Origin of the sequence: Streptomyces sp. NPDC048278, from assembly GCF_040652195.1 — a bacterium.
Taxonomy (GTDB): domain Bacteria; phylum Actinomycetota; class Actinomycetes; order Streptomycetales; family Streptomycetaceae; genus Streptomyces.
Map to the genome: position 1 here is coordinate 190,362 of NZ_JBEZLP010000002.1, position 24,599 is coordinate 214,960.

Consider the following 24,599-nt stretch of genomic DNA (forward strand, 5'->3'; position numbering starts at 1 on the left):
CCGCTACTCCGGCTGCACCACGAACACGCTCACCCCTCGCATCCGCACCCCCGTGCCACGCGGCTCCAGGTCCCCGGTCACCGACACCTCCAGGCCGCGCCGCCAGGCATCGGTGGCCTTGTCGAGGTCCTCCGGGCGAAGCTCCACCCGGACGCGGCGCTGCCGTGAGGTGTCCTCGTGCACGAGGTAGCCGTAGATCGTGGCCTCACGGGGGTTCACATCGCGGTGCAGTTTCATCACCACCCCGTGCAGGACCGCCCCCTCCTCCCGCCCCAACCGCTCACGGAGATCCTTCGCCACCGCGTCCAGCGCCACCGCGTGGCGACGGCTGAAGCCGACCGGTGGCGAGGGCTGCTCGACCGGCAGTTCGGACGACCACGCGAAGGACAGCGAGAAGTCCCGGGACTCCTCGCCCGCGATCCTCACCAGCGACTCACAGAGATTCGCGGACAGGCCAGCCCCGGACATGTGCTCGACGTGGGGCACGGAGTCGTCGGCGAGCGTCTGCTCGGCCGCCGCCTGCGCGCAGGTCACTCCCGCATACAGCATGCGGGAGACCCGACGGGCGAAGGGTTCGGACGGCTGGAGGTCCAGCATGCGGCGCCTGACCAGGTCGGTCTCGTGGAAGAGGGACCCCTGTCCCCTGCGGTCGTATCCGCCGTACGGGCCCTCGGGGAGCGGGGTGTGGGCGGCGACGACATAACTGCCGACGCGGGTCTGGTCCAGCCGCACCGCCGCCACATGGTCCTTCACGACCTGCGGCTTCTGCGCGGGCTGCACCGCCAGCGGATTGAGCGCCGAGGACGCCGCCGCGGTGTGCAGATCCTTCAGGCCGGTCAGCGCCGAGACCAGGTCCAGGAGGGGAGCCGTACCGGAAGGGCCCGGGGGTACGAGGCGCAGGAACTGCCAGTCAACCGGCGGCAGCAGCATCTCCCGCAGGATGGCACTGGGGGACCGCGCCTCGACCACGGCCAAGGTCTCCAGGATGTCTGCGACCCGGCCGGCGTAGTCCCGGCGGCGCTGCACCGGTACCAGCAGTTCGTACGGCGGGCCCGGCTCATCCCCGGGACGCCACTCCCACAACTCGGAGCCGGACAGATCGCGTTCCGCGCTCCACCCCTTGCCGCTCAGATAACGGCGTACGACTGCGGGAGCGACGGTCGCGGCCTCCGCGAACTCGGCGTCCGTGATCACCGTCATGACGCTCCCACCAGCTCCCGGTAGTCCTCGGCGAACAGGTCGTGCAAGGAGTCGACGGTCAGCAGATTGGCACGCGGGATGTGGATCGTACGAGTGCCCGTGCTCGACCGGTTGTCCGGCGGAAGGGTCTCGCGATCGTGCAGGCACAACCAGTAGGCGGCATGGCTCAGGCGCAGGTGGTCCTCTTTCGCGTACGACCATGCAAAGGGGTCGGCCGGGGCCAGGACGAGGAACAGGAAGCGGGGCATCTCGTAGTCCGGGCCGGCGAGCTGGTTGTAGTTCTTCAGCTTGAGCGGGTAGCGGATGTGGTCGTCATGGATGTCGGGGGACGACGTGCACTTGACCTGTGCCTCGATGGCCGGAAATCTGCGGGTTCCGCGGCGGCCCGCATACCCCAGCTGCCAGTCCACGCCGACCCGGTCACGCTCCTTGCGGGTCACGTCGAGGTTGGCCGCCGTGGCCAGCATGCGGATGAACTCCTCGCCGAACGCGCCCCGGTGCCCGTTGTCCCCGAAGCCCTTGGAGTCGTTCACCCAACCCGGCGTGTGCTGGGGGCCGGTCGGCGGAACGCCGTTGAGCTGGTGGGGCACGGGAGTCGCAGAGTTCCCGCCGCTCGATGGCTGCTGTGGAACGCCGCCGGTTGCGCTGTCTGTCATCTGCCCCCGCTCACCCTTCGAGCCCCCGCGCGAGAACGCGCTTACAGCTCCCCGTGCGCGTGTCGTACCCCTCGGGCAACGCACCGTAACGAAGGTCAAACCCTCAGCCAAAGCCCTGATCGGAATCAGGCCGAAAGCAGATCGTCGGACGGCGTGGAACAGGCGGCAGGTAGGGCGGTTGATCCGATTCCGCACAGAAGTCCGTGCCGACTGTCAGTGCGCCCGCCTACTCTGAGCCCGTGACCCAGCAGCCTCTCGCCAGTCCAGGTTCCGAGCCGGACCCCGCCCTCGGCGGAACTGTGCTGTCCGCGCCCACTCCACAGGAGCTGCGCGACAAACTCGCCGAGCTTGTCGTCCGCGATCTCCTGGGGCCCACGGGGGATGAGCTGGAGGAACTGGCCGGCAACCCCTTGGACCATTACATCATCGGGCGGCTCGCCCCCGGTGGTGTACGGGACGAGGACGGTGCTCCCCTGCGGACCGTCGGCAAGGTGGTCGAGCCCGAGACGCTGGAAGAGCCGGGCATGGCACCCGAGCAGGAGTCGGAGGCCGGAGATCCCGAGCCTTCCGCACCCGCCATGCCGAGTCTCCACCCGTCGACGCTGGGCCTGACCCTGAGGGTGGAGCGAGAGGTTCCGGAGCTGACGGTCGACTGCGCCTGGGCCCGGTACGAGCGCGGGGAATCGGAGATCGAGGGGAACCCTAAGCGGGTGTGGCACCGGGTGCCCTGCTCGGGCACGGTCAGCGTGAAGCTGGTGGAAGGGAAGCTGGCCGCCCAGCCGGTGCATGCCCGCGACTTCCCGAACATCGCGGTGCGAGGCCGGGCCCGTCTGCACGAGGGGTCATGGCTGGTGTCCCTGTTCCTCGTCAACGGGCAGGAGAACAAGCCGGGTTCCACCCACTGGATGTTCCAGGCCACGATGAGCGTGGCGGGCGCCCCGGACACCGCTCCCTTCCTGCCGCGTCGTTCCGTCGAGCAGCCCGGAAGCGATCAGGACGAGCGGCGCTCGCTTGCCATGACGTACCGCTTCCACCCCGAGTTCGCCGTGGGTCACGGCACCGGTGTGCACGCGGACACCGATCCGGCGAATCCCAGGCGTGCCGTGCGCCTTTCCGCCTCGGCCACACCTTCGTACGAGATCCCGCATACGGACGTGCCCGACCCGCGCCGCGACCGACGGGACTCGGACCTGCCGGAGCTCGCGGAACTCGTGCTGGACATGAGTGAGCTGAGCAGGCTTGAGATCGCTCCGCTGCGGGCCGCGTTGCTGCCGCTCGTGGACGGTTACCGCTCGTGGATCGAGCGGCAGAGGCAATCGGTCGACGATCCGGCCGCCGGGCTCGACGCCTACCGCGCGGAAGCCCTGGAGAACATGCGTCTCGCCGGTGTGGCCGCCAAACGCATCCAGGCCGGCATCGACCTGCTGCAGGACGACCCCGACGCCCTCGACGCCTTCCGGTTCGCCAACCGCGCCATGTGGCACCAGCGCGTGCACACCATCGCCGCGGGCAGTCGCCGCCGCTCTCCCACCATGCCGCTAGAAGAAGCCGTCCAGGCGGTCGACCTGCCGGAGAACCGCAGCTGGCGCCCCTTCCAGCTGGCCTTCCTCCTGCTCAACCTGCCCTCGATCGCCGATCCTGCCCACCACGAGCGGGCCGACGACCAAAGCGCGCTGGCCGATCTTCTGTGGTTCCCCACCGGTGGTGGCAAGACCGAGGCGTACCTCGGCTTGACTGCGTTCACCCTCGCCATCCGACGACGCAAGCCTCACCTCGGCGGCCTCGACGCCGAGCACGGCGTCGCCGTCATCATGCGGTACACGCTGCGTCTGCTCACCATCCAGCAGTTCCAGCGCGCCGCCGCACTGATCTGCGCCTGCGAGGTGATCCGCCGCGAGGAGCCCGACCGCTGGGGCCAGAACCCGTTCCGTATCGGCCTGTGGGTGGGTGGCCGGGTCACCCCGAACACCACCGACCAGGCCTACGACTGGGTCAAGGAACGCAAGAAGGACAAGGGCTTCAGCGGCTTCGGCCGTACGGGCTCGCCCCATCAGCTCACCAGCTGTCCCTGGTGCGGCGCAAAGATGGAGGCAGGGCGTGACATCGCCGTAGAGCCCACTCTGCGCCGGACTCTGATCACCTGCCCCGATGCCTATGAATGCCCGTTCGGCGCCGCCGCCTTCGGTCTGCCCGCCGGCGAGCAGGGACTGCCGATCCTCGTCGTGGACGAGGAGATCTACCGCTACCCGCCCAGCCTCGTCATCGCCACCGTCGACAAGTTCGCTCAGCTGCCGTGGAAGGGCGAGACCCAGGCGCTGTTCGGCCATGTATCCCGCCGCTGCACCCGGCACGGATACGTCACTCCGTCCGCGGTCGACTCCGACTGGGAGTCGTCCAGCCACCCGGCGGGCAACGGCCATGAGGCCGCTTCGACCGTGGATGCGGTACGGGTGCGCCCTCCGGACCTGATCGTCCAGGACGAGTTGCACCTCATCTCCGGTCCCCTCGGCTCCCTCACCGGACTGTACGAGACCGCCGTGGACCGGCTCTCCACCTGGGAACCCGAGCCCGGCCGGACCGTGCGGCCGAAGGTCATCGCCTCCACAGCCACCGTCCGCCGCGCCAACCGGCAGATCCACGACCTGTTCGCGCGCAGAACAGCGGTCTTCCCGCCGCCTGGACTGAGCGCCGACGACACGTTCTTCGCCCGACGCCGGGACCCCGAGGAGACTCCCGGTCGCCGGTACGTGGGCATCTGTGCACAGGGCGTGCGCACCAAGTCCGTGGCCATCCGGGTGTTCGTCGCCCAGCTCGCAGCCGCCCAGTACCTCTACGAGACCTACGGGGCGAGCGAGCTGACCGACCCCTACATGACGCTCGTCGGCTACTTCAACAGCCTGCGCGACCTGGGCGGTATGCGACGGCTCGTGGAGGACGACGTGTCGGCGAGGCTGGTCCGGGCGGACCGCCGGGGTCTCGCGGCACGGCGGATCGGCGAACCCGCCGAGCTGACCAGCCGAATGGCCTCCGATGCCATCCCCGACATCCTGGCCAAGCTCGACATCACCTTCGGCCGCCGGCCCAAGGGATCGCCCCGGCCCATCGACGTCCTGCTCGCCACGAACATGATCGCCGTCGGTGTGGACGTCTCCCGGCTGGGCGTCATGGTGGTCAACAACCAGCCCAAATCGACCGCCGAGTACATCCAGGCCACCAGCCGCGTCGGCCGCCGCGCGCCCGGCCTGGTCTTCACCGTTCTCAACTGGGCCCGTCCGCGGGACCTTTCGCACTACGAGACCTTCGAGTCCTTCCACGCCACCATCTACCAGCACGTCGAAGCACTGTCGGTCACACCGTTCGCGGACCGTGCGGTGGACAGAGGCTTGACCGGGGTCCTGGCATCTCTGGTACGCAACCTCAAGCCGGACTACAACCCCAACCGCGGTGCCCAGTGGGTGGACCGCCGCGGTGAGGTCGTCAGTCACGCGGTGCGCTCTCTTGAGCTGCGCGCCCGCGATGTCCTTGACGACCGGCACGCCGTCGACGAGGTACGTACCCGACTTGACGCCCGCCTCGACTACTGGGAACAGAAGCGCAGGGCCCCCGGAGCCGTCCTCGGCTACCGCGCGGCCCGGCGCCAAGGCGATGTCGCCCCCCTGCTGCTGGAGCCGGACAGCGGACCCTGGCGGCTGATGACCTGTCCGACATCCCTGCGGGAGGTCGAGCCACCGATCAGGCTGATTTTCTCGGGGACGACAGGGCCCGACCCCGCCGACGAGCCGCCCTACGTTCCACGCCCGCAGGACGACGACAGCGCCCCGGCCACAGACGAAGATCCCTGGGAGAGGACATGAGCAGCCCCACCACCGACGCACTGCGCGTGGGCGAACTGCGGCCCAGTCAGCTCCTGCACACCTACGGCATCGGCGCCGTCACCGACCTGCCGAACCTGTCCACCATGGTCATGGGACTCGACGAGTGGGACCCGGTCCGCGCCCGCGTCCTGACCGAGGACCGCCTCCTGGCAGCCGTGCGCCGACGCCTCGGCGGCCAGGTCACCGCGCTGCGCACCCCACCCCACCTGCCGGAGAACCCCGCGGACCCGTACGGGGACTGGACGAGGACAGGCGTACCGGTCGGCTTGTTCCCGCGCTGGCTGCGCTGCTCACGCGAGCGATGCAACCAACTGGCCCCCGCCTCCAGCGGTCTGTTCCAGCTGCGACCGAACCTGTATCGCCCGGAGAAGACCAAGTACGTCCACACCAACTGCGGTGGCCCCGGCAAGGGTCAGCCGACCGCACTGCCCGCCCGGTTCCTGGTCGCCTGTAAAGACGGGCACATGGACGACTTCCCCTGGGTCTACTTCGTACACAGCGGCGGTACGCCGTGCGCGAACCCCACCCTGAGCCTGACCGAGTCGGGCACCACGGGCGAAGCGGCCAATGTCTACGTGCGCTGCACGTGCGGGGTTGTCCGATCCATGGCGGACGCCATCGGCCAGGCCGGGGAGCGGAACCTGCCGGCCTGCCGCGGCCATCACCCGCATCTCGGTACCTTCGCACCGAACGGATGCAGGGAGCACGCACGCGCCATGGTGCTGGGCGCCACCAACAGCTGGTTCGCATCACAACTGAAGGTGTTCAGCATCCCGCGAGCTGAAGAGCCGCTCGCTCAGGCAGTCAAGGAGCACTGGAGCCTGCTGTCTCCGCTGGCCGCCGTACCCGCCGACGCGGCGAAGATGCTGCTTCCCACACAGGCGTGCTGGCCCGAGTTGGAGCAGTACGGGGCGGAGGCGGTCTGGGCGGCAGTCGTCAGGGAGGCTCAGACGGCAGCGGGTGAACAGCACGACGAGGACGAGGAGTTCGACCTCATCACCCCGGAGTGGCGGGCCTTCACACATCCTCGTGACCACACACTGCCGGACTTCACGACCGTACGTGAGCGACGTGTACCCGACGGCACTGCCGAATGGCTCGACAGCGTCGTCCTGGTCCACCGGCTGCGCGAGGTGTCGGCGCTCACCGGCTTCACACGGATCGAGGCACCCGAGTGGCTGCCGGACGAAGAGGTACGAACCCTCTCGGGGGCACCTCTCAGCCGAAACGACCCGACATGGGTTCCGTGTGCCGAACTACGCGGCGAAGGCGTGTTCCTGGCTCTGAAGGAGCGGCAGCTCTCCGAGTGGGAAAGCCGGGAAGCGGTAATCGCCCGCGAGCAGAAACTGAAGTCCGCGCACCGGGACTGGTGCATGGCCCGTGGCGTGGAGCCCCGCTGGCCCGGGATCCGGTACGTGCTGCTGCACACCCTGGCCCACGTGCTCATCCGTCAGTTCGCCCTGGAATGCGGCTATGGCGCCTCGGGCATAGCGGAGCGTATCTACGCCCGGTCCGGTCCCGACCCCATGTCTGGAATCCTGCTCTACACCGCTGCCCCCGACAGCGAGGGAACTCTGGGCGGACTGGTCTCGCTCGGCCGTGGCGACCGACTGGGACCTGCCATCGCCCAGGCCCTTGAGGAAGCCCGGCTGTGCAGCTCCGACCCGATGTGTGCCGAGCACGATCCACGCATCCACGCCCGGCTGCACGGCGCGGCCTGCCATGCGTGCCTGTTCGCCGCGGAGACCTCCTGCGAGCGGGGCAACCACTACCTGGACCGGGCCCTGCTGGTGGAGACGCTGGCCGAGGACAAGTGCGCGTTCCGGCCGTGAACCGGCCAGACGGAGACAGAGGAGGGCCGGGCGGACTGGAGAAGAAGTCCTCCCATACGGCGGACCTGCCCGCAGCCCGGAGTTCCGCCCTCGCGAACCGCCTGCCCCGGCTTCTGGCCGCACTGTGCGATCGGCTGCCTGAGGACCGTCTCACTATCGTGGAGCAAGTTCTCGCTGCGACCGCCAATCCCCAGGACCCCTTGCTGAGCCGCTTCATAGCAGATCAGCCCGCAGCCGGCTTGGCTCCACAGCTCTCGGAGATCATGCGCGCCTGGAGCGCCGAGGCACCGCTCATGACCGGGCAGGGCATAGCCCTCGCTCTTGCCACTGCCCGGTCGTTCCCCCGGCCCAGGCCCGCACAGGTCGCTGTGAGCGGACCGATGAGTGCGTCCACACCGGCACGACTGACGAGTGGCGTCGCCGTCGAGGTCATCCGCTCGGCACGTACCTCACTGCTGATCGCCAGCTTCGCCGCGCACGGTGCTCGGAACGTCGTCGCAGAAATTGAGCGAGCGGTCGACCGAGGGGTGCGCGTGGACCTGCTGCTCGAAGAGTCCACTCAGGCCTCGACGGCGTTCGCCGCGCTTCCCGACCATGTCCACATCTGGCATCGGACCGGGACCGCCGGTGTCCTGCACGCGAAGCTGATCGCCGCCGACCGGCACACGGCGCTTCTGGGGAGCGCCAACCTGACCGACCGGGCCTTGTCCGACAACATCGAACTCGGTGTGGTGCTCCGTGATCCACACGTGGTGGAATCCCTCGTGGACCATTTCCGATGGCTTCTGGTCCCCGAGAACCAGATAATGCGGCCCGCGTGAATCGCCCTGGAGCACACGGCTCCTTGCAATTGCGGACCGGGGGAAGAGCGTACGCCCGAGTCACCGCTGCCCCCGGTCGACAGTCCGCTCAGCTCGCGGTCAGCACCCCCGCCCCCGCCGTCTTCGCCAGCTCCGCCGGCAGGTTCTTCGCGCTGGACTCCAGGCCCGCGGTCAGGGTCGGGCTCCAGTTCACCGTCGTCTTGATCTTCTTGGAGTTCGCGGCGTTGTAGGCGGCGACGAGGTCGGTCGTCGTGCCGTTGACGAGGTTGCCGCTGCCGGCGACCGAGCCGGTGCCGTCGCCGCTGAGGAGCTTGGAGACCTTGATGGAGGCGGGCACGGTCCAGTAGTTGTTCTGCGCCACGACCTGGGCCTTGGCGCGGGAGTTGATGCTGTACTGGAGGCTGTAGCCGTTCAGCGGCGTCACGTCGTAGACGTTGTTGTAGAGGTGCACCTGGCCGACGCGGGTGAGCGGGGCGCGCTGGACGATGCCCTTCCAGACGTTGTGGTGCAGGGTGACGCGCAGCTTGCCGCCGGGCTCGCTGTCGCTGCTGCCGATCAGCATCGTCTTGTCGTGGCTGGTGAACCGGTTCTGCTCGACGGTCACCAGGTCCGAGCTCTTGGTGATGTCGAGTTCGCCGTCGTGGACCTGGTACTCGCGGCCGTAGTACTTGGGGTTGGCGCTGTCGAAGTGCCCGGCGTCGCTGAACGTGTTGTGGTCGGCCCAGACGTGCGTGGCGCCGCGCAGGGTGACCGAGTCGTACTCGGAGTTCCAGTTGCCGCTGTCGCCGTCGGTCGGGTCCCACTGCGGGAAGCAGTCCTCGGTGTCGGAGAACGTCAGGTTGCGCACGATGACGTTGTCGACCTTCTGGATCTGCAGCATGCCGCCGGTGATCCCGGCCTTGGTGCCGGGGACACCGACGATCGTCGTGTTGGCCGGCACCTTGAAGACGACGTTCGCCGCCTGCTTCTTCTGCGCGGCGGCCCGGGCCGACTCCTGGGTGCCGGAGGGCAGCTTGGAACGGCCGTACGTCGACGGGTCGAAGGCCTTCAGGTACGAGGTGAGCGAGTAGCCCGTGCCCGCCGCGTAGTCCGCGCAGGTCAGCTTCTTGCCGCTGTCGTCGGTGTTGGCGTCGATGGTGCCCTTGACCTTGATGATGCGCGCAGCGGTGTCGCTCGCCGACCCCAGCGCCTTCACCAGCTGGGCGCGGGTGGACACCGTGAAGGTGTGCGCGGAGTCGGCCTTCGCACCCCCGGTCGTACCGGAACCGGACGACGCCCAGCCGTCCTTCGCGGCGAGCGTCTGGTGATAGAGGTCGGTACCGGACGCGTTCGCGCTCAGCACGAGCGCCCCGGCCCCGACCCCCGCCGCCACCACGGCAGCGGAGACGACGAGGGCACGACGCTTGCGAAGGGACCGACGGTGAGAGGCAGAGGCCACGGGGGAGTCCTTACGTACTTCCGAAGTGCTGGGGACGGCCCGCCGGGGGCGGGCTTCACTCCTCTGTGGTTGTGGAGATCCGAAAGGTTGCCGTGAATTTTTCCGCCGTACGGTGTCCGTCTCGCGGGCGGGCGGCGAAAGTTGACCCGGGCAGCCGTTCCTGCCGGACAGACCGGAGGCACCGAGCCGCCCCCGATTCCTCCATGCCCACGACACATCCGTATGGTTTCGCCATGGCACCCCCTGAGCTCATCCCGATCGCCTACGAGCCCCACGGCCGTACCGAGGCCATCGGTCACTACACCGGCGGTCAGTTCCTGGCGTCGGTCACCTACGCGTTCCCCGAGGGGTTCCGGCTCGACGAGGGCTGGGAGGAGCAGAAACGGCTCTACGCGGTGCTCCATCTCTTCGACGCCGAGGGCCGCTACCGCGACTCGCAGATCTGGTGCGCGGGCAGCTGGGCCGAGCAGCAACTCGACCCGGAGGGCACCGGTTCGGTGCTGGCACGGGCCCGCGCACACCTGGCGGGCATGCTGCGCAGCCTGCCCCGGCGGACGTACACGGACATAGCGATCCGCCCGTTCCAGCTCACCGTGGACGGTGTGTTCTTCGGGCTGGTGGCGAAGGAGGACGAGGACGGGGGATGGGCCGAGCTCTACCCGGACCACCTGGGCTTCGGCGAGCCCTGGGACGGCCGGTACGACACCTGACGCACCGGCCGTCCCCCGGGGATCAGCTCGCCGAGGCCGACGGTGAGGCCGAGGTGGACGGGGCCGGGCCGCCGCCGTCCTCGCCGTCGTTGGTGGCGTCGGAGTCCACGGTCATGGTGATGGAGCCCAGGACGCCCTTGGCGATGTCGTCCTTGCGGTAGCGGAGCTTGAGGAGACCGCCCTGGGTGCCGGACTGGTCGTAGATCGTGTCCTCGGTGAGCGTGGTGCGCTCGGTGGTGTTGGTGACGTACGGGTCGAGGGTGGTGGTCGCGATGACCGACTCCTCGTCGAAGAAGAACTGGCCGGTGTGGCAGGTGTGGCCGCCCTCGTACCCCGCGTCCGTCCACTCGCCGTCCACGTGCACCTTGACGTGGACGTGCACGCAGCGGCCCCGGTACCAGCCCGGGAAGACGGTCTTGAAGGTGACATGGCCGTGCCGGTCGGTGCGCCAGGTGCCGCGCAGGTAGCGCTTGTCGTCGGTGGGGTCCTGGTGGCCGCCGCCACCGCCGGGCGGGGGTCCGGTCGGGGCGTCCGTGGGCGTACCGGTCGGGGAGCCGGTCGGCGCGGGTCCGCCACCGCCGCCGCCTCCGCTGGACGCCTCGTAGCCCGAGTAGTAGCCGATCGCGTCGCAGTGCCAGATGTCCACCGCCGCGTTGCGCACCGGGCGGCAGGTCTCGGTGTCGATCACCCGCAGCGCGAGGGTCAGCGGGATGCCCGTCCGGTCCTCGGTGATGTCCTGGCGGATCTTGTCCGCGTCGATGTAGTAGGGACCCTCGGTGGTCTCCGAGGTCAGCTGGTAGCAGTCCGCCGGCGGTTCCGGCCGGGGCCCGTGCCCCGGGCCCTTTCTCTCCCCGGCGGCGGCGTTCACGGCGAACGCCCCGCCCAGACCCACGGCCGCGACCGTGCCCGCGCCCACGACGACGACCTTGCGGCGGGTCGGGTCGTCCGGACGCCGCTCATCGAGCTGTTCGTTGTCTGTCATGCGGCTGGAAGCTAGGTAGGAAAGCTGGGAACGAGCTGAGAAAGAGGTGCTCTTTTTCCAGCACGGGGAATTACGGCCGGAAACCACCGCCCGCCCCGTCGGACATGTCTCCGAAAAGCAGCGGAAAAGGCGCCGTAACCGCCGTAACCGAGTACGGCGCCTTTCCGTGAGCCGGGAGCGGTGGGTCAGCCGGACGTGGCCGACGCGGAGGCGCCCGGCTGGACCGAGTCGTCCGTGCCGTCGTGCGTCGCGTCGGGCTCGACGCCGACCGTGAGGGACGCGCGGACGCCCTTCGCGATGTCCTTCTTGTGGTATTCCAGCTTGAGGAGACCGCCCTGGGTGCCGGACTGGTCGTAGATCGTGTCCTCGGTGAGCGTGGTGCGCTCGGTGGTGCTGGTGGAGTACGGCGTGACGGCGGCCGAGGCGATGACCGCCTCCTCCGCGAAGAAGAACTGACCGGTGTGGCAGGTGTGCCCGCCCTCGTAGCCGGCGTCCGTCCACTTGCCGTCGACGTGCACCTTGACGTGGATGTGCACGCAGCGGCCCCGGTACCAGCCGGGGAAGACGGTCTTGAAGCTCACCCGGCCGTGCTGGTCGGTCTTCCAGGTGCCGCGCAGGTAGCGGGTGTCGCTGGTGGGGTCCTCGTGCTGGCCGCCACCGCCGGTGCCGCCGGAGGGCGCGCCGGACGGGGGTTCACCGGTGGGGGTGTCCGTGGGGGTGCCGGAGGGGGCGTCCGAGGGGGCCGAGCCGCCGCCCGTGGACAGGCTCTCGTAGCCCGAGTAGATGCCGAGGGCGTCGCAGTGCCAGATGTCCACCGCCGCGTTGCGCACCGGGCGGCAGGTCTCGGAGTCGATCACCCGCAGGCTCAGGGTGAGCGGGATGCCCTCCTTGTCCTCGGTGATGTCCCGGCGGATCTTGTCCGCGTCGATGTAGTAGGGACCCTCGGTGGTCTCCGAGGTCAGCTTGTAGCAGGTCTCCGCCGCGCTGCCGGTCGCGGTGGCGGTCGTCGTCGTCTCGTCCGCGAAGGCGCTGGCGGCGAGGGTGCCGCCGACGCCCGCGACCGCCACGGCCGCGCCGCCCGCCACGACCACCTTGCGCCGCGTGAGATCCCGTTTGTGTGCCGGCTTCTGTGTTCCCGTCATGACCGGGACGCTAGGTAAGAACACTGTCCGGGCGATGGGAATGACCTGTGGCAGACCAAGAAATCTGAGGACACCGGCGGGCACAAAAGAAGAGGGCCGGAAATCTACGGCGATTTCCGGCCCTCCTCCATAATGCGGCTTACTTCGGCTGCGGCTTCCGGATCGAAAGGTGCAGCTCGCGCAGGCGGGTCTCGTCCAGCTCGGTCGGGGCGCCCATCATCAGGTCCTGGGCGTTGCCGTTGAGCGGGAAGGCGATGGTCTCGCGGATGTTCGGCTCGTCGGCGAGGAGCATGACGATGCGGTCCACGCCCGGGGCGATGCCGCCGTGCGGCGGGGCGCCGAAGCGGAAGGCTCGGAGCATGCCGGCGAACTCGCGCTCGACGGTCTCCTCGTCGTAGCCCGCGATGCCGAAGGCCTTGAGCATGATGTCGGGCTCGTGGTTCCGGATGGCGCCGGAGGACAGCTCGACGCCGTTGCAGACGATGTCGTACTGCCAGGCGAGGATGTCCAGCGGGTCCTGGGTCTCCAGGGCCGCCATGCCGCCCTGGGGCATCGAGAACGGGTTGTGCGAGAAGTCGATCTTCCCGGTCTCCTCGTCCTTCTCGAACATCGGGAAGTCGACGATCCAGCAGAACCGGAAGACGTTCTCCTCGAAGTGCCCGGCGCGCTTGGCGGCCTCGACCCGCACCGCGCCCATGATCTTGGAGACCTCGTCGAACTCGCCGGCGCCGAAGAACACCGCGTGCCCGGCGGCCAGCTGGAGCCGCTTGGTGAGCTCGGCGACGTTGTCCTCGGTGAGGAACTTGGCGATCGGACCGGTCAGCGAGCCGTCCTCGCCGACGCGCACCCAGGCCAGGCCCTTGGCGCCCTGCGAGACGGCGTAGTCGCCGAGCTGGTCGAAGAACTTGCGGGGCTGGTCCTGGACGGCCGGGACCGGCAGCGCGCGCACGTGCTTGCCGGCGAAGGCCTTGAACTCCGAGCCCTCGAAGATGTCGGTGATGTCGACGAGCTCCAGCTGGGCCCGGAGGTCCGGCTTGTCGGAGCCGTACTTCAGCATCGCCTCGCGGAACGGGATCCGCGGGAACGGGGACGTCACGTGCCGGCCGTTGCCGAACTCCTCGAAGAGCTCGGTCATCAGCTGCTCGATCGGGCGGAAGACGTCCTCCTGCTCGACGAAGCTCATCTCGACGTCGAGCTGGTAGAACTCGCCCGGCGAGCGGTCGGCGCGGGCGTCCTCGTCGCGGAAGCAGGGCGCGATCTGGAAGTAGCGGTCGAAGCCGGAGATCATCAGCAGCTGCTTGAACTGCTGCGGGGCCTGCGGCAGGGCGTAGAACTTGCCCGCGTTCAGGCGGGAGGGGACCACGAAGTCACGGGCGCCCTCGGGGGAGGTCGCGGTGAGGATCGGGGTGGCCATCTCGTTGAAGCCGAGGGCGACCATCTTGTGGCGGATGGCGGAGATCACGGCCGTGCGCAGCATGATGTTGCGGTGCATGCGCTCGCGGCGCAGGTCCAGGAAGCGGTACTCCAGACGCCGCTCCTCGTTGACCCCGTCCTCGGTGTTGATCGTGAACGGCAGCGGGGCCGCCGCGCCGAGCAGCTCGACCTCGCCCACCTCGACCTCGACCTCGCCGGTGGGCAGGTCGGCGTTGATGTTCTCGGTTCCACGTGAAACAACGCGGCCGTCGACGCGGACCGTGGACTCCTTGGAGAGCTTGTCCAGGGCCTCGTACGCGGGGGTGCCGGGGCGGGCGACGAGCTGCGTGATGCCGTAGTGGTCGCGCAGATCGATGAAGAGGATGCCGCCCAGGTCGCGCCGATTGTGCAGCCAGCCGCTCAGCCGGACGTCGGTGCCGACGTCAGAGGCGCGGAGCTGGCCGCAGGTGTGGGACCTGTACCGATGCATCGTCGTTCATCGTCCTTCGAGAGAGGTGGTGACTGCCGGGTCTGCCGGCCCGGCGAGAACGGGCACGGGGCCCGGACCCGTCAAGGGTACCGGGCAGGCAAAGATCGGCTCCCCACCATTTATCCCTCCCGAAACAGTGGCAGTCTCCGATCTCATCTTCTTAAAGTGGGGCAATGCGAACTGGCGAGCCCCTGCCCGCCGTGGAGGACGTCCTCGCCGCCCTCGCGACCGGGCTGTGGCACTGGGACACCGCCACCGGGCTGGTCACCGCGGACGCGGAGGCGGCCCGGCTGATCGGGCTGCCGGCCGAACCGTCCGTCCTGTCGGAGGCCCTGGTCCGGTCCCGTTTCCACCCCGTGGACTGGAACGAGAACACCAGCATCACCCGGCTGGCCGCGGTCGAGGGCACCCTCGGGGAGGTCCGGCTGCGGGTCATGGACGAGCGGGGCCGGCTGATCCGGACCGTGCGCAGCCGTTTCCGACCGGTGTACGACTCCGAGGAGCGCGTGTACCGGGTGACCGGCACCATCCAGGAGGTCTCCGAACCCTCCCCCGGCACCGCCGTGCAGCATCCGGTCACCGGTGACTGGCGGCGCTCACGGGAGGCGTTCCTGCTGGACGCGGGCCGGGCGCTGGCCGAGGCACGGTCCACGGAGGAGGTGCTGCGGGTCGCCGCGGGTCTGTCGATGCCGGGGTTCTCCCCGGACGGGCTGGTCGTCTTCGGGGTCAAGGGCGACCGGCTGATGATGATCGGCCACCACGGCCAGGACATCGACGAGAACAGCCCCTTCACCAGCATGCCGCTGGACACGGACTACCCGGCGGCCGAGGTGGCCCGGACCGGCCGGGCGGTCTACCTCTCCTCGGCCGAGCAGTACAGGTCCCGCTACCCGGTGACCTGGCCGCTCGCCGAGCGCTTCGGCCGGCAGTCCTGGGCCTTCCTGCCGCTGACGGTGGCCGGGCGGACCATGGGCGCCTGGATGGCGGGCTTCACCTACCAGGTGTCGTTCACCCCCGACGAGCGGTCCGTGCTCACCACGGTGGCCCGGATGCTGGCGCAGGCCCTGTCCCGGGCCGGGATCGCCGACTCGGAGCGGGAGCTGACGGACGGCCTCCAGCGCTCCATGCTGCCGACGCTGGGCCCCGACATACCCGGCATGGAAACGGCCGCCCGCTACATACCGACCGGCGGCGGGCTCCAGGTGGGCGGCGACTGGTACGACATGATCCCGCTGCCGTCCGGCCGGCACGCCCTGGTCATCGGCGACGTCCAGGGCCATGACGTACGGGCCGCGGGGCTGATGGGCCAGCTGCGGATCGCGCTGCGCGCCTACGCCTCCGAGGGCCACCGCCCGGACGCGGTGCTCTCCCGGGCCTCCCGTTTCCTGCACGGGATCACCTACGCCGAGGACGACGCCGACCTGCGCTTCGCGACCTGCCTGTACGTCGAGGCGGATCCGGCGACGGGGGTGCTGGAGATCGCCCGTGCGGGCCACCTGGACCCGACGATCCGGATGGCCGACGGCACGGTGCTGCGGCGGCCGACGGCGGGCGGGCTGCCGCTCGGCATCGACCCGGACGCCGACTACCCGACGACGCGGTTCGCCCTCGAACCCGGCGAGACCATGATGATCTGCACCGACGGTCTGATCGAGACCGGCGGCCACGACATCGAGAGCGGCTGGCAGCGGATCCGGACGATCATGGAGGAGCACGGCGACGGCAACCTGGAGAAGCTGGCCGACGGGCTGGTCCAGGCCGTGCACGGGCCCTCCTCGCACCACACCACCGGGCCGCTGGCCGACCGCCGCGAGGACGACATAGCGGTGCTGCTGATGTCCCGGCCGGGCGTCGGCCGGGGCGACGAGCCGCTGGCGGTACGGCCGCGGATCCGGCGCACCCTGCTGTCGGTGGCGCAGGACGAGCCCGAGCGGGTCGCCGAGGCCCGCCAGCACGTGCGCGAGCTGCTGCACGACTGGGGCTCGCCCGACCAGGTCGACTCGGCGGTGCTGCTGGTCTCCGAGATGCTCACGAACGTCCTCGTCCACACCGACGCGGACGCGCTGCTGCTCGCCGAGGTCTCCGGCCAGGCCCCCGAACGGCGGCTGCGGGTCGAGGTCACGGACGCGGGCGACGACCTCCCGCACAAGCGCCGCCCGGGCGAGCTGGCCTCCTCCGGCCGCGGCCTGGTCCTGACCGAGATCCTGGCGGACGCCTGGGGCGTCGACCCGCGCGGGCAGGGCAAGAGCATCTGGTTCGAGCTGTACGAGGCCGGCAAGCCGTAGCGGGGGGCTGTGCGGTCGCCGGTGTCAGCCGGTGGTGTACCGGGCGCGCAGTTCGTGGACGACCCCGAAGGCCGCCGCGGTGAGCGGTACCGCCAGCAGCATGCCCAGGATCCCGGCGACGGAGGCACCGGCCGTGATGGTCAGCATCACCACCGCCGGATGCATCTGCACGGTCCGGCTCTGGATCACGGGCTGCAGCACGTGCCCCTCCAGCACCTGCACGGCGAGTACGACGCCCAGCGCCCACAGCGCGATGACGAAGCCGCGGTCGGCGAGGGCGACCAGGACGGCGACGGCGCCGGAGATGAAGGCGCCGAGGTAGGGGATGTAGGCGCCGACGAGGACGAGCGCGCCGAGCCCGACGGCGCCCGGTACGCGCAGGACCAGCAGGCCCACGGTGATGCAGACGGCGTCGATGAACGCGATCACGGTGGTGCCGCGCATGAAGCCCTCGATGCCCTCGAAGGCCCTGCGGGCCATGGCCTCGACCATGTCGGCGCTGGAGCCGGGCGCGACGGACCGGAGGGTGGAGACGACCCGGTCCCCGTCGCGCAGGAAGAAGAAGACGAGCAGCAGCGCGAGAACGGCCATGGCGATGCCCTCGCCGACCACGCTGACTCCGCTGATGACGTTGGAGGCGGCCGTGCCGCCGAACTTCGCGAGCAGTTCCTTGGCGCTGCCGGCCAGGTCGCCGACCGAGGTTCCGGCGGCCCCGAAGTGCTCGGCGACGGACTTCGCGGCGTGCTTGAGGGAGGCGACGATCTCGTCGCCGGTGTCGACGAGGGCCGCGACGACGATGTAGACGGCACCGCCGGCGACGGCGACGACCGCGACGCAGGTGAGCCCGGCGGCGAGGGAGCGGTGCACGCCGACCCGCACGAGTCGTCGGTACAGCGGGCCGAGCAGGGCGGTGCCGAGCAGGGCGAGCAGGACCGGGGTCACCGCGGTGCGGAACTCGGAGCAGAGCCGGATGCCGACGTAGCCGACCCCGGAGGCCAGCAGCAGCACGGCACACCACGCCGCGAAACGGCGCACGGGCTCGGGCAACAGCTGCACGAGTCCAGCGCATCACGCGGGCGCTGCCGATGCCGTACCGGAATCCACCGGCAGGGTGACGCCGGCCAGGAGCGGAGTGGGCGGGTGAGGACCTCCGAAAGGCGGCCGCCGCCGGTCGGCCCGCCCCTAGGATGACGCGCATGGCTATCGACGGGACGCAAACGGCTCCGCTCGTGGTGGAGGACGTGTTCGAGGGGCTCGCCACGGGCATCGAGGTGGAGGACACCGGCGAGGACACGACAAAGATCCAGCGGCCGTGGAACCCGGACCAGATCCGGGTGAACACCAGCCAGTTCTCCCTGCGCAACATCCTCGACCAGATCGACGAGGGATCCATCGAGCTGGCGCCGGACTTCCAGCGACTGCGGGTGTGGCGCGCCGACCAGAAGTCCCTGCTCGTCGAGTCCCTGCTGCTCCAGATCCCGCTGCCCGCGTTCTACTTCGCCGAGGACGCGGACGGCTCGTTCCGAGTGGTAGACGGCCTGCAACGGCTGTCCACGCTCCACGCGTTCGTCCGCGGCGGGGTGGACGGCTTCCCGCTGGGAAAGCTGGAGCACCTGAACAACCTCAAGGATCTGCGCTTCAGTGACCTCCCCATGCCGTTTCAGCGTCGCATCAACAACACGCAGCTGATCGTCAACGTGATCGATCCGACAACCCCGCGTGGGGTGACGTACGAGATCTTCAAGCGGATCAACACAGGTGGCACTCCGCTCAATGCCCAGGAGATCCGGCATTGCATGAGCAGCCCGCGCAGCCGGGACGTCCTGCACCGGATGACCCATACCGCCGCTTTCGCCAAGGCCACGGGGGGCGGGCTCACCGACCATATCCGGATGAACGACCGCGAGATGGCCCTGCGGTTCGCCGCGTTCTGGCTCAAGGGCGTCGAGGCCTACCACGAGCGACCGGTCATGGAGCAGTTCCTGATGGATACCACCGAGATGCTCGACTCGCCGAAGGCCGTCCCGGCCGAGCGGGTGGAGGATCTGGAAGAGGCCTTCGAACGGGCGATGGCCCATGCCTTCCTCGTCTTCGGTGAGCATGCCTTCCGCAAGTGGCCGAAAGGCGACGACTACCGCCGCCCGATCAACCGCGCCCTGTTCGAAACGTGGTCGATGGCCCTGGCCGACCCCCACCACTCCACCGCTGACCTGCGCAGCCGCCGCACGGCGATCGTCGCTGCGGCTCGTGAGCGGATGACTACCGACGTGGGCTATCTCAACGCCATCACGTCCTCGACCGCCGACCGGGGCCGGGTCGACTACCGCTTCAAGGCCGCCAGGGCAGACGCCGGAGCTGGCAAGTGATCACCTCCCTGGAAATCCGGGGCTTCAAGCGATTCGAGTCGGAGTCGTTCGAACTGCGCCCGCTCACCGTGCTGACCGGGGTGAACGGCGGCGGCAAGAGCACCATGATCCAGTCTCTGCTGCTGGCGAGGCTCGCCGAGACCACGCGTGGCACGGCCGGTGACGCGATCCGGCTGAACGGTCCGCTGGGACTGGCTCTCGGCGAGGCCCGGGACGTGCTGAACTGGACGACCGACGCGCGGGAGATCACGGTACGGCTGGGTGGGCCGAACGGTGAGTCCTGGGTGTACGTGCTCGGCCTGCCCGACTCGGAACTGGCACTGCATCTGGAAGCGCGGCGGCGGCCGGTGCAGTCCGTGCCGGGAATCGGGCGGGACGTCAGGGATCCCGCATTCACCTATCTGTGCGCTGAACGGCTCGGCCCGCGGGACACCCTCGAGGTCTCCGCGGAGGAGCCCGACCGGATCGGAGTTGGTGTCCAGGGCGAGTTCACCGCGCAGGTCCTGGCGCTGCGCGACACCCGCGCGGTGACCAGCCGCCGGGCTGTTCGTGAGCCGCTGCGGCATCCCGAGGCCGCCGGGCCCCAACTCAGGCTCCAGGCCGAGGCCTGGGCCTCGCAGATCATCCGTCCGCTGCGGATCACGGCACGAGTGGCCGTCGGCATCCTGGCCGGAACCATCCGGTTCGGCGAGGCCGGGCTGAGCGGCGAGGAGGTCCGCCCGGCCAACACCGGCTTCGGAGTCTCCTACGCACTCCCGGTCATCGTCGCCGGTCTGCTGACGGAGCCCGGCGATCTGCTGATCGTGGAGAACCCGGAGGCCCATCTGCACCCGGCGGGACAGTCCCGGCTCGGCCGCTTCCTCGCACAGGTGGCGGGTAGCGGGGTGCAGGTTCTGGTGGAGACCCACAGCGATCACGTGCTCAACGGGGCCCGGCTCGCCGTGGCGCAGGACCGCTCCCTGGCGGCGAAGGACATGCTCGTGCACTACTTCGATCACGACCGCTCCCTGCCCATCGCCATCGACGACAGGGGCGAACTCAGCCATTGGCCGAGCGGTTTCTTCGACCAGATCGAGACCGACCTGGGGAGGCTGGCCCGTGCCCGACGACGCAGCAGGTGAAGACGACTACCGCGTCGTCGTCGGTGAGGAGTGCTTCGACTGGCGGCAGCTGCCGGACTCCGGGCTGGCCGAGGCCCTCGACACGCTCGCCGAGTTGCTGGAGCCCTTGGCCGACGGCCATCGAGCGGCCTTTCTGGACGCCGCCTACGACACGGAGTGCCGCCCGTCCGTCACCTTGCTCGACGCCCTCTACACCCCGGACGCCGGTCTGCCGACAGACGAGCGCCGTCTCCTGCAACAGCTTCTGCAGAAGTGCCGGATCGTGTCTCCGGGGGAGGCGGATCTCCCGTGTCCGGTCCGTAGAGCCGACGCCCCGGACAGCGACTGGCGGGAATCGTCCTGGGGGATGGCGCATGCCCTCGCGCGCGCCGCGGCCGGCCGGGCCACCTCTTGCCTGTGGCCGTCGTACGCCTCCGCCGCGCAGGACTGGCCCTCCGGCTGGATCACTGTCGCACGGCGCACAGAGGCCGGAGAGGACGCGGTGCGGCTGCATCTCTTACGTCTCCCCGGAGAGACCCCAGGATTCTGGCGTGCGATCTTCACCGCCGAGAGCGTCCCGGCCGAGCGTTTCTTCGACCTCACCCCGGACGCCTTCCCCGACCTGCTGTTCGCGGAGTCTCTCCGGCTGAACCACTTCAAGGGTGCCTACGTCGACGTACTGCCCTGGCTCGTGGCGCTGCTCGGCGCTCTGAACGACCAGTTCACGCAGGCTCTGTCCGCATGCGCGGGCGATCAGAAGCAGGTCATCGCCCGCTTCGCCGCGATGGGTCTGGACATCTCCCCGGAGAGCCCGAACACAAAGCGCAACGCGAAAGCCTGGGAGCAACGCAACGTCGCCTACGAGGACGGCGTCGAGTACCGCTGCGAATGGCACGGCAAGCGCCTGTGGGACCGGGACCGGGTCCACTTCTCGTTGCCGATCCCGGCGCAGGGCAATCGCGTGTTGATCGGGATCTTCGCCGACCATCTGGACACCTGACGGAACGAAATCCCCGGCCTGGGACCATTCCCAGGCCGGGGAGGATTTCCCGGTTTATCCCGTTACGACTGGGGGCCGGTCTCTGTCATGCCGTGGACGGCCGGGATGGTGCCGAGGCGGCCCTTCTGGAAGTCCTCGAAGGCCTGCATGAGCTCGTCCTTGGTGTTCATGACGAACGGGCCGTAGTGGGCCATGGGCTCACGGATCGGCTGCCCGCCGAGCAGCACGACCTCCAGGTCCGGCGTGTTCGAGTCCTGCTTCTCGTCCGCGCGGACGGTGAGCGAGGAGCCCGCGCCGAAGACGGCCGTCTGGCCCAGGTGGATCGGACGGTGCTCGGCGCCCACCGAACCCTTGCCGGCCAGCACGTACGCCAGGCCGTTGAAGTCCTCGCGCCAGGGCAGCGTGACCTCGGCGCCCGGGGCGACGGTCGCGTGGATCATCGTGATCGGGGTGTGGGTGATGCCGGGGCCTGCGTGGCCGTCCAGCTCGCCCGCGATGACGCGCAGCAGCGCACCGCCGTCGGGGGTCGTCAGCAGCTGCACCTGGCCGCCGCGGATGTCCTGGTACCTCGGCGCCATCATCTTGTCCTTGGCCGGCAGGTTCACCCACAGCTGGAGGCCGTGGAAGAGACCGCCGGACACCACGAGGGACTCCGGCGGAGCCTCGATGTGGAGGAGACCGGAGCCGGCCGTCATCCACTGGGTGTCGCCGTTGGTGATGGTGCCGCCGCCGCCCTGGCTGTCCTGGTGGTCGAAGATGCCGTCGATGATGTAGGTGACGGTCTCGAAGCCGCGGTGCGGGTGCCAGGGGGTGCCCTTGGGCTCGCCCGGCGCGTACTCCACCTCACCCATCTGGTCCATCATGATGAACGGGTCGAGGTGGCGGTAGTTGATCCCCGCGAACGCCCGGCGCACCGGGAAACCCTCGCCCTCGAAACCGCTCGGCGCGGTCGTGACGGCGAGCACGGGACGGGCCACGGCGTCGGCCGGTGCGGCCACCCGAGGCAGGGTGAGCGGGTTCTCGACAGTCACTGCAGGCATGTTGGCTCCTCCTTGTGCGCCCACTTTAGTTGAGCGTTGAACTTTCTGCCACCCCTAACGGAGAAGGCCCGGAGGACATTCCCTCCGGGCCCGGTCGTTCTCCGATCGGTGATCGGTGGATCAGTTGCTGAAGTAGAGGTACTTCCACCCGCCGTACGTGGTGGAGTTCACGGTGTCCCCGGACGAGCCGTTGACGTACACCGAGCGCACCCGCGCCCGGATCCCGGACTCACCCGGCGCCCCGATCCGCACGGCCGACTTGCCGTTCGAGGAGACCGGGAAGTACTCGGAGTCCGCGGAGTACCAGGTGCCCTGGTAGTAGACCTGCAGGTCGAGGCGCTGCTGGCGGCCCGGGTAGTAGGTCATCGTCGTGGTGACGACCGGGTCGGTGTTCTTGTGGAACCAGTAGTACGACGTCGAGCCGATCTTCGCCGTCTTGTAGTGCTTGGTGACCGCGGTGGAGATCTTGACCCGCGCGTACGCCGTGGCCTTCACCGTCTTCGGCGCGTAGCGGGCGTCCCCGTCGAAGACCGCGGAGACGGCCGTGTCGCGGGTCATGTCCACCCACGCGGCGATGTTCCCGTGGGAGTCCACCTTGCCGGTCTTGATCAGCTTCTTGCCCTTGTCACCGCCGAAGGGGTCCGCGTAGATCTTGACCGAGCGGTTCTTGTACGTGGTCCCCAGGTGCGCGGTGAACTTCACGTCGGTGCCGTAGTTGTACAGCTTGCCGTTGTTGTTCAGGCTCAGGCTCGTACCCGCGCGGGAGACCGCGACCTTGTCGGAGGCGGTGGCCGTGGTGTGGTCGGCGTCGCCCGCGTAGGTGACCGTGCCGCCGGCCGGCGGGGTGTCGGCGAAGGAGTAGGTGCCGTCCGCCTTGACGGTGACGGCGGCCAGCGCCTTGCCGTTCGGGGACTCCAGGTCGGTCCGGGTGACCGACAGCCGGGTACCCGCCGGGAACGGGACGCCGGCCGTGATCTTTCCGGTGACGGTGAGCTTCTTGGCACGGGACGCGGACGCCGGCGCGTTGACGGTGAGGGTCGGCGCGCTCAGCGCCGGGGACGCGAACGCCTTCAGGGTGTACGTGTTGTCGTAGTTGCCGGCCAGGGCGAACACCCGGGAGGAGTCCGGAGCCCAGGCCGCCGCACCCATGGTGGAGTTGCCGGCGTCGAAGCGGCGCACCGGAGTGTCGGAGCCCGCCTTGTAGATGTTCAGGTGGCGGTCGTAGACCTGGGCGATCAGGCCGTCCGGCGAGACGTCGGCGTACCAGCCGTACTCACTGAGGCTCGTGCCGTCCGTGAAGGCGCCGTCGGCGTAGCCCAGCTTCTGGTGGCCGCTCCACAGCACCTCGGAGGTGCCGGGCACGAGGTCGACGTCGTTGCCGTAGCGCCCGTCGTCCGTCTTGGCGACCAGCTGCGGGGTGGCGCCGGAGACGTCGAGGAGGTTGATCGCGCCCGGGGTGGTCCCGCTGTCGGTGTAGGTCAGCAGGCCGGGGGCGGCCGTGTTCGCGTCGAGCACACCCGAGTTGTAGTAGGGGGCGACCCCCGCCGGCAGCTGCCCCAGGGTCACCGCGGTCGCCGGATCGGCGGCGGCCGGGTCCACGGAGCCCAGGTTGCCGTGCATGCCGTCCGCGTCGTCCGTCCGGTACGAGAACCAGACCCGGCCGCCCGCGAACGCGACCTCGCGCGGGGTGGCCCCGGCGCCGATGTCGTAGGTGGCCTTGATGTCCAGGGTGGCCGCGTCCAGCGCGAGGATCGCGTGACCGGTCGCCTGGGCCGCGTACAGGGTGGCGCCGTCGTCCGACAGGGCCAGGCCGCTGACGTCGCCGAGGCCGGTGTGCACGTCGACGACGGTGCCGTTGTAGTCGGTGGCCACGATGCGGCCGTCGGCCTCGTCGGAGACGAAGACACGCTTCACGGCACCGTCCACGACCAGACCGACGGGCGTGGTGAGAACGGCCGAGGCGGCCGAAGCGGTGCCGGCCGTGGCGAGGCCCAGGGCCGTCGAGCCGAGTACGACCGCGAGCGCCGTCGCGACCGAAGTGCTGCGCATACGCACAGTGCTGAAACCCCCAGTGAGAACCCGGGTTCGCCGGGCGGATGAGAGCGCCGCGCGGCACCCGGACACAACCGCTGAAAAGCGGTTACGCGCGGGGCGCGGCTGCCAGACCGAACCCTATGGCATGCCTGTGACAACCGGGGAGTGAGTTTTCGGGGTGTGAGTTTTCAGCGGCCCGCAGTACAGCGCCCCGC

Annotated in this window: 17 protein-coding genes; 8 read left to right on the top strand and 9 right to left on the bottom strand. The window is 69.5% G+C overall.

The genetic code is table 11. The annotated features are described in order from the left end of the window. Positions 1-3: 3 nt before the first annotated feature. Both AB0D74_RS04430 and AB0D74_RS04435 read right to left on the bottom strand, forming a co-directional pair. A complete protein-coding gene (locus AB0D74_RS04430; protein WP_362580469.1) occupies positions 4-1,200 on the bottom strand; it encodes a hypothetical protein in 1,197 nt (398 codons plus the stop codon). After that, positions 1,197-1,733: a DUF4365 domain-containing protein gene (locus AB0D74_RS04435; protein ID WP_362580471.1), complete on the bottom strand. Its 537-nt coding sequence runs from the start codon at positions 1,731-1,733 to the stop codon at positions 1,197-1,199. Before AB0D74_RS04435 ends, AB0D74_RS04430 begins: the two co-directional genes overlap by 4 nt. A 362-nt stretch (positions 1,734-2,095) precedes the next feature. Between AB0D74_RS04435 and drmA the strand changes: the two genes are divergently transcribed. From drmA to drmC, 3 genes are read left to right on the top strand one after another with little or no spacing between them, the layout of a single operon-like run. Next, positions 2,096-5,710, top strand: a complete 3,615-nt coding sequence (gene drmA, locus AB0D74_RS04440) for a DISARM system helicase DrmA (protein WP_362580473.1) — start codon at positions 2,096-2,098, stop codon at positions 5,708-5,710. After that, positions 5,707-7,563, top strand: coding sequence for a DUF1998 domain-containing protein (locus AB0D74_RS04445; protein ID WP_362580475.1), 1,857 nt, complete (start codon positions 5,707-5,709; stop codon positions 7,561-7,563). Before drmA ends, AB0D74_RS04445 begins: the two co-directional genes overlap by 4 nt. After that, entirely contained in the window at positions 7,560-8,384 is an 825-nt protein-coding gene (gene drmC, locus AB0D74_RS04450) for a DISARM system phospholipase D-like protein DrmC (RefSeq protein ID WP_362580477.1), read from the top strand. The genes AB0D74_RS04445 and drmC overlap by 4 nt, the downstream gene beginning before the upstream one ends. Positions 8,385-8,472: 88 nt before the next feature. On the opposite strand, the gene AB0D74_RS04455 is transcribed toward drmC, so the two are convergent. Beyond that, positions 8,473-9,822 (bottom strand): polysaccharide lyase family 1 protein, encoded by a 1,350-nt coding sequence (locus AB0D74_RS04455; protein WP_362580479.1) that lies wholly within the window; start codon positions 9,820-9,822, stop codon positions 8,473-8,475. 233 nt (positions 9,823-10,055) lie between these two features. Here AB0D74_RS04455 and AB0D74_RS04460 point away from each other — a divergent pair, with 233 nt between their 5' ends. Beyond that, the gene (locus tag AB0D74_RS04460; protein WP_362580481.1) at positions 10,056-10,532 is read left to right on the top strand and encodes a hypothetical protein; all 477 of its coding nucleotides are present in this window, start codon (positions 10,056-10,058) and stop codon (positions 10,530-10,532) included. A gap of 22 nt (positions 10,533-10,554) precedes the next feature. On the opposite strand, the gene AB0D74_RS04465 is transcribed toward AB0D74_RS04460, so the two are convergent. From AB0D74_RS04465 to aspS, 3 genes are all read right to left on the bottom strand, one after another. Next, a complete protein-coding gene (locus AB0D74_RS04465) occupies positions 10,555-11,514 on the bottom strand; it encodes a dioxygenase (protein ID WP_362580483.1) in 960 nt (319 codons plus the stop codon). Positions 11,515-11,699: 185 nt separating this feature from the next. Continuing rightward, the gene (locus AB0D74_RS04470) at positions 11,700-12,656 is read right to left on the bottom strand and encodes an intradiol ring-cleavage dioxygenase (RefSeq protein ID WP_362580485.1); all 957 of its coding nucleotides are present in this window, start codon (positions 12,654-12,656) and stop codon (positions 11,700-11,702) included. A 139-nt stretch (positions 12,657-12,795) separates the two neighbouring features. Further along, positions 12,796-14,559: an aspartate--tRNA ligase gene (aspS, locus tag AB0D74_RS04475; RefSeq protein ID WP_362580487.1), complete on the bottom strand. Its 1,764-nt coding sequence runs from the start codon at positions 14,557-14,559 to the stop codon at positions 12,796-12,798. 173 nt (positions 14,560-14,732) lie between these two features. Here aspS and AB0D74_RS04480 point away from each other — a divergent pair, with 173 nt between their 5' ends. Then, the gene (locus tag AB0D74_RS04480; protein WP_362580489.1) at positions 14,733-16,844 is read left to right on the top strand and encodes a SpoIIE family protein phosphatase; all 2,112 of its coding nucleotides are present in this window, start codon (positions 14,733-14,735) and stop codon (positions 16,842-16,844) included. Between the two features lie 24 nt (positions 16,845-16,868). Here the strand turns inward: AB0D74_RS04480 and AB0D74_RS04485 are convergent, their stop codons facing one another. Continuing rightward, positions 16,869-17,900: an AI-2E family transporter gene (locus AB0D74_RS04485; RefSeq protein ID WP_362580491.1), complete on the bottom strand. Its 1,032-nt coding sequence runs from the start codon at positions 17,898-17,900 to the stop codon at positions 16,869-16,871. A gap of 140 nt (positions 17,901-18,040) precedes the next feature. Here AB0D74_RS04485 and AB0D74_RS04490 point away from each other — a divergent pair, with 140 nt between their 5' ends. The 3 genes from AB0D74_RS04490 to AB0D74_RS04500 are packed head-to-tail and all read left to right on the top strand — an operon-like array spanning position 18,041 to position 21,310. Next, a complete protein-coding gene (locus AB0D74_RS04490; RefSeq protein ID WP_362580493.1) occupies positions 18,041-19,210 on the top strand; it encodes a DUF262 domain-containing protein in 1,170 nt (389 codons plus the stop codon). Further along, on the top strand, positions 19,207-20,331 hold the full coding sequence (locus AB0D74_RS04495; protein ID WP_362580495.1) for a DUF3696 domain-containing protein: 1,125 nt from the start codon (positions 19,207-19,209) through the stop codon (positions 20,329-20,331). Before AB0D74_RS04490 ends, AB0D74_RS04495 begins: the two co-directional genes overlap by 4 nt. Beyond that, entirely contained in the window at positions 20,309-21,310 is a 1,002-nt protein-coding gene (locus tag AB0D74_RS04500) for a hypothetical protein (protein WP_362580497.1), read from the top strand. The genes AB0D74_RS04495 and AB0D74_RS04500 overlap by 23 nt, the downstream gene beginning before the upstream one ends. 62 nt (positions 21,311-21,372) lie before the next feature. Here AB0D74_RS04500 and AB0D74_RS04505 read toward each other — a convergent pair whose 3' ends face one another. Together AB0D74_RS04505 and AB0D74_RS04510 are read right to left on the bottom strand one after the other, a co-directional pair. Next, a complete protein-coding gene (locus AB0D74_RS04505) occupies positions 21,373-22,350 on the bottom strand; it encodes a pirin family protein (protein WP_362580499.1) in 978 nt (325 codons plus the stop codon). A 120-nt stretch (positions 22,351-22,470) separates the two neighbouring features. Continuing rightward, a complete protein-coding gene (locus tag AB0D74_RS04510; RefSeq protein WP_362580501.1) occupies positions 22,471-24,399 on the bottom strand; it encodes an Ig-like domain repeat protein in 1,929 nt (642 codons plus the stop codon). Positions 24,400-24,599: the final 200 nt, after the last annotated feature.

Coding starts and splice junctions, on each gene's coding strand:
- AB0D74_RS04430 (WP_362580469.1), bottom strand. CDS start 1,200: ATGACGGTGATCACGGACGCCGAGTTCGCGGAGGCCGCGACCGTCGCT.
- AB0D74_RS04445 (WP_362580475.1), top strand. CDS start 5,707: ATGAGCAGCCCCACCACCGACGCACTGCGCGTGGGCGAACTGCGGCCC.
- AB0D74_RS04460 (WP_362580481.1), top strand. CDS start 10,056: ATGGCACCCCCTGAGCTCATCCCGATCGCCTACGAGCCCCACGGCCGT.
- AB0D74_RS04465 (WP_362580483.1), bottom strand. CDS start 11,514: ATGACAGACAACGAACAGCTCGATGAGCGGCGTCCGGACGACCCGACC.
- AB0D74_RS04470 (WP_362580485.1), bottom strand. CDS start 12,656: ATGACGGGAACACAGAAGCCGGCACACAAACGGGATCTCACGCGGCGC.
- aspS (WP_362580487.1), bottom strand. CDS start 14,559: ATGCATCGGTACAGGTCCCACACCTGCGGCCAGCTCCGCGCCTCTGAC.
- AB0D74_RS04480 (WP_362580489.1), top strand. CDS start 14,733: ATGCGAACTGGCGAGCCCCTGCCCGCCGTGGAGGACGTCCTCGCCGCC.
- AB0D74_RS04490 (WP_362580493.1), top strand. CDS start 18,041: ATGGCTATCGACGGGACGCAAACGGCTCCGCTCGTGGTGGAGGACGTG.
- AB0D74_RS04505 (WP_362580499.1), bottom strand. CDS start 22,350: ATGCCTGCAGTGACTGTCGAGAACCCGCTCACCCTGCCTCGGGTGGCC.
- AB0D74_RS04510 (WP_362580501.1), bottom strand. CDS start 24,399: ATGCGCAGCACTTCGGTCGCGACGGCGCTCGCGGTCGTACTCGGCTCG.